Origin of the sequence: Corallococcus sicarius (assembly GCF_003611735.1) — a bacterium.
Lineage (GTDB): Bacteria > Myxococcota > Myxococcia > Myxococcales > Myxococcaceae > Corallococcus > Corallococcus sicarius.
The window spans coordinates 1-1,477 of record NZ_RAWG01000624.1; the positions used below are offsets into that span (position 1 = coordinate 1).

The window sequence follows — 1,477 nt, forward strand, 5'->3', positions numbered from 1 at the left end:
GGGCAGGACGGGCGGGGACGCGGTGATGGGCCGGCGGTCCTCCCGGGGGCCGGGATCGGCGATGAGGAAACTCGCGACGAGCACCCCCGCCGTCAGCATGACCACAAACCCTATTCCCAGCGCCAGCGCGACGCCCGAGGACGCGGGCTTGCCCGGGGGCGACGTGGGCGGCGGAAGGCGCGCCCGCTCCTGGGTACCTTCCAGGTCGAACGCGATGCCGCAGTAGCCGCAGGTGTAGTGCGTCTGCCCGGCCTGGAGCTTGAAGGGGGCGTTGCAGTCGGGACAGCGGGGTGACCTGGAACGAACGCGAGCCATGAGCTCCGGTCTACACCATCACTCCAGTCCAAAGCGTCCCAGAGTGCCGACGAGGTGGCCCGTCTCGGCTTCGAACACGTCCAGCCAGGTCCAGTGCGGCACGTAGACGCGGCCGGCGTGGATCCAGAGGGCGGATGGGCCGCTGCCCACCTTGGAGCGCGGAACGGGCACGTCCCAGCGCACAGCGCCGGTGCGCGCGTCGCGTCGGATGAGGTGGAAGCCGCCCTGCTGCGCCAGCTCATAGAGGAAGTACACGGAGTCTCCGTCCAGCTCGGCGGTCTCCGGGGGCATGTCCCTCAGGTGGGTGGGGTCCGTGTCGGCGACGTTGCCGTGCCACAGGGGCGTCGTGTGGCCCTTCTCGAACACCGCCACCAGGGGCACGCCCGTCCCCGGCGAGCGGATGCCCGTCGCCACGAGGAAGTCCCCCGCGCGGAAGATGTACCGGGCGGTGAAGCCGCGGATGTCGGAGGGCAGCTCGTCGGTGCTCTCGCACGTGGTGGTGAGTCCCACGGGCCGTCCCATCCCGCACGTCCGGGCGCTCAGCGGCGGCGTCACACAGTTTGGAGGCGCCCTGGGTGCGGGCCGGGCGGTACCCGTGCGCGTGTTCAGGAGCAGGTGCTGCTCGTCCAGCACCTCGACCCAGACCGACTCGGTGTCCCCGGACGGAACGCACAGCCGCTCCGGCGCGTCGGACAGGGGCACGCTGCCCAGCGGCTTGCCGGTCTTCGCTTCGAGCAGGGTCAGCGACCGGGGCCCGCTCATCACCAGCTTGCCGCCCTGGGCGATGACCTTCGTCGTCCTGAGCGCGCCCGCGCCTTCATTGGGCGGGGTCTCCCAGAGCATCGCCAGCGTCCTGCCGTCGAACGCGGCCACCAATTCCTGCGACTTGGAGTCGACGAAGCGGCGGATGTGCCCGATGACGTCGTCCGTCCCATCCCCGTTGACGTCCAGGAACGCGGGCGCGTCCAGGTTCTCCCACTGGAAGGCCGTGGCCCGGTCGGGCGGAATCAGCGTGAAGCTGGAGCGGCCCCAATGCAGCCGGGGCCCCCGGAGGGCGAGCACCGCGACGGGCACCGCCGTCCCCACGGTCACCAGCCCCACCACCAGACACCCCGCGACCGAGGAGCGCCGGGGCTTCGGAGGAGGCCGTGGGGGCGGAGGG

At 71.7% G+C, this 1,477-nt stretch carries 2 protein-coding genes; both read right to left on the bottom strand.

Annotation, left to right across the window (positions count from 1 at the left end):
* The coding region (locus tag D7X12_RS41315) for an Rcat domain-containing protein (RefSeq protein ID WP_500683244.1) at nucleotides 1-315 on the bottom strand (315 nt) is incomplete at its 3' end.
* Between the two features lie 18 nt (nucleotides 316-333).
* Nucleotides 334-1,477, bottom strand: a 1,144-nt coding sequence (locus tag D7X12_RS41320; protein ID WP_147443998.1) for an outer membrane protein assembly factor BamB family protein, incomplete at its 5' end; no start/stop codon positions are given.